Raw genomic sequence first — 8,083 nt, 5'->3', positions numbered from 1 at the left:
TCCTTGTGAGCAAGATATACGCTATTGCCAGTTACACAAAACATGTTACATACTCCACTTTAAATTCGCGTCATCGAGCGAACGATGATTATGAAGCGTGTCCTTGGTCGTGATGATGTTACAACTGATCCAGCACCGGCCTTTCCAGTAAATCTGAAATGCCGGTCGATCCTGCCGGGTAGCTCTTGACACTGCTCATCGCGTAGAGCTCTCAGTCGCCGCAGCCGAACCGGTCACGGTCTACTAAGATCTGCTACGAAAACCATCCGCTTCGTAAGGTCTCCCGCAACTCCCGGACCACCTACGCCGCCGATCCCCTGATGCGCACGAAGACCGTCACGGCGCCCGGACAGTCCCCAGCTTCTTCCTGGCTACCGGCGCCCACCCCAGGAGTTCGCGGGCCTTCGCCATATTCATCTCCTCGCAGTCTTCATCCCCTGATATGAAGAACACCTCGCAGCGGCCTTTGCCGGCCTGGTCGAGGAAACGCAGGCCGGCCAGGTAGGCCGCGGCCATGTCCTCCTCGTCGGTGTAGTAGAGCTTCGGCCCACCGGGCGGGTTCTTGATCCGGTCGATGAACATGGCTCGGTTGCAGGGCCCGGTGATGCGATAGACGAGCAGGCTCATGTCGTACTCGCGGGCGAAATACCGGCAGATCTCCTCCGTCAATCCCTTGGTCAGGCCGTACACGTTGGGGCCGTCCAGGGGCACCTCCTCCTCGGAAGGATACCAGGTCCGGTGCCGGTTGTGGACGCTCATGGTGCCGGTGTAGATCCCCCGCGAAACACCCATCTCGAAGGCGGTCAGCAGCAGCACGTGATGACCCAGGCAATTGACGGTGTAGTTGTCGATGGCCTGCTCCATGGTATGGTGCCGGTCGAATCCGCCCTGCCCGCCCTTCATCGCCATGGTGATGAAGCCGTCCATGCCGTCCAGGGCGCGGCGCACCGCTTCGGGATCGGCGATGGATCCTTCCACGTACTCGACGTCGTCGTGTTGGGGAGTGTTGAGGTCCAGCACCCGCAGGCTGTGGTGCTTCCGCAGGTAGGGCGTGATGGCCGTCCCGACGAGACCGGAACCGCCGACCAGCAGCAGGTTCATGGCAGGGGGCCCTGTCAGTTCGCCGCCTCGGTCGCGACGGCCCTGGGGGTGATTTCCGGTCCCTTCGGCGTGTCCTTGATATCGAAACCGGCGGCGATGATCTGGTCACGCAGCGCGTCGGCGTCGGCATACCGCTTTTCCGCGCGGGCCTGGCGCCGATCCTCGGCAAGGGCCTTGATGTGGTCCGGCACCGCCGTCTCTTCCGGTGCCCACTCGGCCAGGCTCAGTCCCAGAATTTCGTCGAACCGCATGATCGTAGCCTTCTTGAGGGCGTCCGGCAGATCGCTGCGGACCAGGTCCCAGACGACGGACATGGCGCGGGGCATGTTCAGGTCGTTGTTCACGACTTCGGTAAAACGCTGCATGTAGGCCTCGTCCGCTTCCGCGTCGGGCTCACCCCAGCCATGGACGGCCAGCCGCAGCCGGTTCAGCTGCCGTGCGGCGCCTTCGATGCTTTCCCATTTGAAGTTTAGCTTGGACCGGTAACTCGCGCTGAGGCAGAACAACCGGTAGACGAGAGGATCGTAACCCCGGTCGATCAGCGTCTGCACCCTCAGGAACCCGCCCGCGGATTTCGCCATCTTGGCGTCTCCCAGTTGCAGGAAGTAGCCGTGCATCCAGAAGTTGGCCAGGCGCGTGCCGTGACAGGCCTCGGTCTGGGCGATCTCGTTCGAATGGTGCACCGAGATGTGGTCTTCGCCGCCCAGATGGATGTCAAAAAAAGGTCCGAGGTACCTGGCCGACATGGCCGAGCACTCGATGTGCCAACCCGGGAACCCTACGCCCCAGGGACTGTCCCATTCCATTTGCCGCTGCTCGTCCGGCGGGCTGAACTTCCACAAAGCGAAATCGGTGATGCTGCGCTTCTCCGCCATGTCGACCCGGGCACCCGCCTCCAGTCCCTCCACGTCCAGCCGGGCGAGATACCCGTAATCCGGCTGTTTCGACGTGTCGAAATAGATCCCGTCGGAAGTGCGGTACGTGAATCCCTTTGCTTCGATGCACTGGATTTCCCGGATCTGCTCTTCGATATGGTCGGTGGCCCGGCACCAGGTGTCCGGCTCGAGGATATTGAGCCGCCGCATGTCCTCCTTGAAGACCCCGGTGTAGTACTCGGCGATCTCCCAGGCCGTCTTCCCGGCGCGGCGCGCGCCTTCTTCCATCTTGTCCTCGCCGGTGTCCGCATCGGACGTCAGGTGCCCCACGTCCGTAATGTTCATCACGTGGCGGACCTTGTACCCGTTGAAAACCAGCGCGCGACGCAGCAGGTCGCCGAACACGTAGGTACGCATGTTGCCGATGTGGGGGAAATCGTAGACCGTGGGGCCGCAGGCGTAGAGCCCCACCTCGTCCGGGGACAGCGGTTCGAATTCACGCAGGCTGCGGGTGTAGGTGTCGTACAGGACGAGGGGCATGAAACAGGGCTCCGGCGGAACACGTTACACGGTCATTTCGGGTCTGTACAGATACGCAGGAGGACGGGCTATGTCAAGCGGGAATTGGGTGCGTAAGGCATCATCATCGGGTGCGATTTTCATTTCAATGCAATTTCTACGAGGATTTAGCCAAGAGTCAGTCTGAGTCAATCAGAACACACAAAATGACTGTCTGTTTATGGGGGTTTCACTATATTTCTATGAACGAACCGATACTCAAACCGATTGAATGGGTGGGCTCCAGCAGGACAAATTCCGCGGCACAATATTACCGGGCAAATTACGCAGGAGACCAAAACCGATGAAATCTCAACGAGTGAAGATCGAACGCGGCAGTGGCAATGTCTTTGCTGATCTTGGCTTGCCGGATGCCGAAACGCACTTGCTTAAGGCTGAGTTGGTGACACGGATCGACAGGATCATTCGCCAACGTAGGCTGAAGCAGGTCGATGCGGCGAAGTTGCTCGGCTTGTCTCAACCCGACGTGTCGCGACTGATGAGAGGGGACTTCCGGGAGTACTCCATAGATCGGCTTCTGCGCCTTCTGACCACCCTTGGACGCGATGTCGAAATCGTCATCCGCGAATCAGACTCCGGACGACCTGGAAGACTCAGCGTCGAAACCTAAAACCTTCAACGCGCCAGTCTCGACGCAGCGGCGCTTACTGGTCCGCCGCCACGTCGTCCTCCCAGTCCAGCGTCTTGAACCAGTAGTCCCGCCGTTCCTTCAGCCATCCGTCCTCGGTCCGCAGCAGGATCCAGTTGTCGAAGAAATTCAGGGCGTCCGTTTCTCCCTGGCGGATCGCGATGGCCTCGGCGCCGCGGTCCAGGGGTTCGTTAAAGGGGATGAACAGCCGGTCGCTGTTGCGCAGGACCTCGTGTTCCGGTTTGGGTGAGGAAGCGATGACGGCTTCGGCGTTGCCGTTCAGCACCTCCTGGAAGGCGAGGATGTCGTCGTCGAATTGTTGGATGGTCGCGCTGGGAAAGTTTTTCCGCGCCGCCTGGACCGAAGTCGAGCCGCGGCGCACCGCGATGGTCACGTCGGCGCGATCGTAGTCCGCCTTGTCGACGAGATGGCCCGCCTCATCCTTGCTGGCGGCCAGCAGGAGCTCCGAATGGGAATAGGGCCGGGTGAAGTTCACGCTCAGGTTGCGTGCGGGAGTGATGGACATGCCGGCGATGATCACGTCGAACTTGCCGGCCAGGAGTCCGGGGATGATCCCGTCCCAGGCCGTGGGGATGAATTCGATTTCCAGGCCGGCGTCGGCCGCCAGGCGGCTGGCCACGTCGATCTCGAAGCCCACCAGTTCCCCCTGCTTGTTGCGCATGGCCCAGGGGACGAAGGTCGATACGCCGACGCGTATGGTTCCCCGCTGCTTGATCTGGTCGAGCAGGCTGGTTCGCGCGGTTTCCGATGCGGACCCGCAGCCTGAAACGAAAAACGCGGCCATGAGCACCGAACAGACGGCGGTCAGGACTCGCTTGCCTTTGAAGTTCATGTGGATGGATCCCCTGGTGTGTTTAGGTTAATTGCCGGTGTTCCTCTGTGGCGGATGTCGCCGGCGGTTGTGTCGTTGTACAGATCAAAGCGCGGGACTCAGCGCCCCCTCGCCGAAAATGACGGGGAACGTGTGCCCGGCCCGTGACCGCGTCGCCGCGTTCATGAAGCATATGCTGAAGGCGCGCCGCGCCGTATCGGTGCGGTTCGTCCCGGAACTGTGCAGCATCCAGTTGTGCATTAGCACGGTTTCGCCGCACGCCACTTCCATGTTGATGGGCTCGTTCTCAGCCACTGCGGCCTCGGCCTGCTCCTCCGTCAGGAAACCCGACCCGTGGCTCGGATTGATGAGCCGGCGGTGCGAACCGGGGATGATCTTCACACAGCCGTTCGCTTCTACGGCAGGGTCGAGCGCCGTCCAGAGCGTGACGAGGGGGTCGCGGTCCAGGTCGGTCCACCGGTCCTGGTGCCAGACCAGGGGCGTCCCTTCGCCGCTGGGCTTGTTCATGAACATGGCCCGGAAGCAGGCTACCGGCGTATTGGGGCCGTAGACCCGCTCGCAGATCTCTTCGAAGATCGGCTTCCGCATGAAGGACAGGTAGACCGGATCCAGTTCCAGGTCCTGGATCTTCCGGTAGCAAAGCGTGGCGCCCTTGTGCCCCCTGCTCTGCGGTCCGGGCTTGTCGCCCCCGCGCTCCGGGTCGCGGTCGAGCTGCATCATGACCCGGCCGTAGTCGATGTCGGCCCGGCCCATCATGATGTCGTCGATGCGCTCCTGGAGCCGTTCGAGCTCGCCCGGTTCCATCACGCTGCCGAGACGAAGGTAGCCCTGTCTTTCGAATACCGCCCACTGGTCGTCGGTGATCCGGGTATTCATGGTGGTCGCTCCTGTTGGTCGGGATCGGGCTTGGATTTGAGTTAGATCGTACTGCGATTCGGGTCGCGTTGCGGGTCAGGCTGTGTTCGCCGCCTCTAACAACCGTTCAAACCGAAAAGTCTCATTGGCGATCGTGTTGGGCTGCCCCAGCGCCGTTTCGGCCAGCCATTCTCCGAAGGTGCATGAGAATTTGAACCCGCCCCCGCTGAAACCGCAGCCCACGGTCACCCGGTCATGGGCCGGATGCCGGTCGAGCACGGGCAGTTCGTCCGCCGTGCGGGTGTACATGCAGATCCGCATGGCCGTAAGCGGTCCGTCCGCGTCGGGAATGAACCGCCGCAGGCACTTCCGAACCTCCTCCTCGTCTTCCGGACGGGCTTCGCGGTCCAGATGCTCGGGATCTGACGTTTCCCCGAAAGTGTGCAGCGCCAGCTTGAACCCCGGATGGTCTGGCATCATGGGGAAACCATAGTATTCGCCGTCGTATTCGGGTGCGGGGATCTGCCAGATCGGCAGCGCGCCCACGTCGAAGGACGCGGCGTTCCGCGCGGGCCACACCCAGGCCAGGGGCTGCCGGGAGACGGTCAGGGTGATGCCCAGGCCGGCGATTAGCCTGTCGGTCCAGGAACCGCCGGTAAAGACGACCTGGTCCGCGCCGTAGCGGGCGTGTTCGGTCTCGACCTCCACGCCATGGGCGGTCTCCTTCCAACCGGTCACGGCTTCCCGGCCGTGGATCTCGGCGCCGCGCCTCAGCGCCTGGATGAGGTGGCTCGCGATGCCCAGTTCCGGACGCAGGAGTCCGCCGACCGGATCGTACAGACCGTGGTAGTCGGACTCGAGCGTGAACTGAGGATAACGGTAGGCCACTTCGTCGGCGGTCAGCACCTCGTGGCGGACCTTGCCCCGCAAATGGTCCCACGAGCCCGTGTTGGCCATGCGCAGGTAGCCGGTCGTCACCAGGATCTGCTGGCCGGTCTCGCCCTCGAGCAGCCGCCAGAGCTCGAAGGACCGCTCAATGAAGGGTTCGAAAGGCGTGTCCACGTACACCGCCGTCTTCGTGTGGCGGGAATACCCGTGGGAACTGCCCTGGGCGTGGGGCAGGTCGAAGCGTTCCAGTCCGAGGACCTTCGCTCCCCGGGAGGCCAGGTGGTAGCAGGTGGCCGAGCCCATGGCGCCCAGGCCCACCACGATGACGTCGTAGTGGTTCTTCATCGTTCCGCCGCCTCCTCATGGGTCGTGCCGGCAGGTTTCAGCCGCGCTTCCTCGTGGGTGGCGCCGGTCGGTTTGGGCTGTTTTTTCTCATGGATCGTGCCGGCTGGTCCCGGCCGCGTCCCCTCACGAGACTGTCCAGGCCCGGTCTCCATGTGCCGGACCAGGTCCGGGAAGAACCGCAGGAAGTGCCCTTCCATTTCGTCGTAGTTGGCCTCGAGTTCCTCCACCGAACCCGCCAGCGTGTTTGGACGCCGGATGCGCATGGACAGGCCGTCCAGCGCCCGGCCGATCCCCGCGATTTCCCGGTAGCCGTGCAGCCAGTCGTGCCTCACCATGTGCCGGATCACCCGCGACAGGACCGGCGGCATGTCGCCCCGGTAAGCGCTGAGGGACCCGTAGGTCCGTTCGATGAACGCGGAAAGCGGCTCGTCCGAGAAGTCGGTCCAGTGCCGGGCCAGGTAATGGTCGTAGCAGATGTCGACGATGATCCCGGCGAACCGGCGCCGGGAGGGACTGATCAGCGCCTTGCTCTCGCGGACCACGTCGTGGCCGTCGGTATAGCGGTCCACGGCCACGTGGCTTCGCATGCCCCGCATGACGGCGCCGTTGTACGGTTGCCGGTCCACGGGTCCCCGGACGAAATCCGCCATCAGGTTTCCCACGCAGGACTCAGGCGTGTCTTCGGCGAAATACAGATGGGCGAGGTAGTTCATGGGTCGTAAAGCCGGGTCTCCACCAGGATCTCCGAATGGAGCGTCCTGTGCACGGGACAGCGGTTGGCGATTTCGAGCAGGCGCGCCTGCTGTTCACCGGTCAGGTCGCCGATCAGTTCAATGTTGCGCTCGATGCGGTCCACCTTCCCCTCGGTGGTCTCGCAGGTTTCGCACTGGCTGGCGTGGACCTTCGCGTGAGTGAGCCGGACGACGATCTCCTCCAGCGGCCAGGATTTCCGGTCGGCGTACATCCGCAGCGTGATGGACGTGCAGGAACCCAGCGCCCCGAGCAGCAGGTCGTAGGGCGTCCCGCCGCGGTCCGTTCCCCCTACCGATTCGGGTTCGTCCACGGTCAGGTGGTGGCCCGAGGCCACCACCTCGGTATAGTAGTGTTCCCGGCCCGTGCGCACCACCACCTGGCTTCCCGCTGCTTCCGGACCGCCGTCCCCCGCGGCGGGCACGTCCAGGTACCGCGTCGCCCACGCCGCGGCGGCGCGGCCCACGTAAAAGGCATCGGCCTCGTTGGACAGCAGGTGGTCCGCCTTGTCGAGGGAGAGAAAGCTCTTGGGATGCATGGCGGCCTGGAAGATCCGGGCGGCGTTCTCGATCCCGACCGTCTGGTCGATGGGCGAGTGGCACACCAGCAGGGCGCGGCGCAACCCACGGATCGTCTCTTCCATCCGCGTCTCTTCCAGGTCTTCCAGGAACTGCTTCTTGATCAGGAAGGAACGGCCTGCGAGCGTGACGGTCGCCTGGCCGGACTGTTCAATGGTCTCCCGGGCGTCCCCGATCAGGTGGGCCACATGCTTCGGATCGGCCGGCGCGCCGATGGTCACGACCGCCTTGCAGGAAGGAATGGACCCCGCGGCCTTGAGCACGGCCGCGCCGCCGAGGGAGTGCCCGATCAGGACCCTGGGCGCTTCGTGGTGGGACGAGAGATACCTCGCCGCGGCGACCAGGTCGTCCACGTTGGACGCGAAGCCGGTATCGGAAAAGTCCCCTTCGCTGTCGCCCAGCCCGGTGAAGTCGAACTGCAGCACGGCCATGCCGTGGTCGGACATCTCCTGGCTGATGCGCCGTACAGCGTTCAGGTTCCGGTTGCAGGTGAAACAGTGGGCGAAGAGGGCGTAGGCGACCGGCCTGCCGTCGGGCGGCAGGCTGAGCCGCGCGGCAAGCTGGTCGCCGTGGTCATTGGGAAAGCTGAGCGTCTGAACGGGCATGGCTGTCCCCGGTCCGCCTGGTCCGC

At 63.4% G+C, this 8,083-nt stretch carries 8 protein-coding genes; 1 reads left to right on the top strand and 7 read right to left on the bottom strand.

Features of this window, described 5'->3' with window-relative positions; genetic code table 11:
* Nucleotides 1-336: 336 nt before the first annotated feature.
* Nucleotides 337-1,101, bottom strand: coding sequence for an NAD(P)-dependent oxidoreductase (locus OXH56_13870; protein MCY3556396.1), 765 nt, complete (start codon nt 1,099-1,101; stop codon nt 337-339).
* Nucleotides 1,102-1,115: 14 nt separating this feature from the next.
* A complete protein-coding gene (gene cysS / locus OXH56_13865; GenBank protein ID MCY3556395.1) occupies nt 1,116-2,516 on the bottom strand; it encodes a cysteine--tRNA ligase in 1,401 nt (466 codons plus the stop codon).
* 322 nt (nt 2,517-2,838) lie between these two features.
* Between cysS and OXH56_13860 the strand changes: the two genes are divergently transcribed.
* On the top strand, nt 2,839-3,165 hold the full coding sequence (locus OXH56_13860) for an XRE family transcriptional regulator (GenBank protein MCY3556394.1): 327 nt from the start codon (nt 2,839-2,841) through the stop codon (nt 3,163-3,165).
* 34 nt (nt 3,166-3,199) lie between these two features.
* Here the strand turns inward: OXH56_13860 and OXH56_13855 are convergent, their stop codons facing one another.
* The 5 genes from OXH56_13855 to OXH56_13835 form a co-directional block, all read right to left on the bottom strand.
* A complete protein-coding gene (locus OXH56_13855; protein ID MCY3556393.1) occupies nt 3,200-3,988 on the bottom strand; it encodes a transporter substrate-binding domain-containing protein in 789 nt (262 codons plus the stop codon).
* 132 nt (nt 3,989-4,120) lie between these two features.
* Entirely contained in the window at nt 4,121-4,912 is a 792-nt protein-coding gene (locus OXH56_13850) for a phytanoyl-CoA dioxygenase family protein (GenBank protein ID MCY3556392.1), read from the bottom strand.
* 75 nt (nt 4,913-4,987) lie between these two features.
* Entirely contained in the window at nt 4,988-6,124 is a 1,137-nt protein-coding gene (gene solA, locus OXH56_13845; protein ID MCY3556391.1) for an N-methyl-L-tryptophan oxidase, read from the bottom strand.
* Nucleotides 6,121-6,837 (bottom strand): ACP phosphodiesterase, encoded by a 717-nt coding sequence (locus tag OXH56_13840; GenBank protein ID MCY3556390.1) that lies wholly within the window; start codon nt 6,835-6,837, stop codon nt 6,121-6,123. The genes solA and OXH56_13840 overlap by 4 nt, the downstream gene beginning before the upstream one ends.
* The gene (locus tag OXH56_13835; protein ID MCY3556389.1) at nt 6,834-8,057 is read right to left on the bottom strand and encodes a bifunctional alpha/beta hydrolase/OsmC family protein; all 1,224 of its coding nucleotides are present in this window, start codon (nt 8,055-8,057) and stop codon (nt 6,834-6,836) included. Before OXH56_13835 ends, OXH56_13840 begins: the two co-directional genes overlap by 4 nt.
* Nucleotides 8,058-8,083: the final 26 nt, after the last annotated feature.

The sequence above is a fragment of the Gemmatimonadota bacterium genome (genome assembly GCA_026702745.1).
In the GTDB taxonomy this organism is placed as follows: Bacteria; JAAXHH01; JAAXHH01; order JAAXHH01; family JAAXHH01; genus JAAXHH01.
Note: the sequence above shows the minus strand (reverse complement) of the source record. Positions and strands in the feature narration are given on the sequence as shown.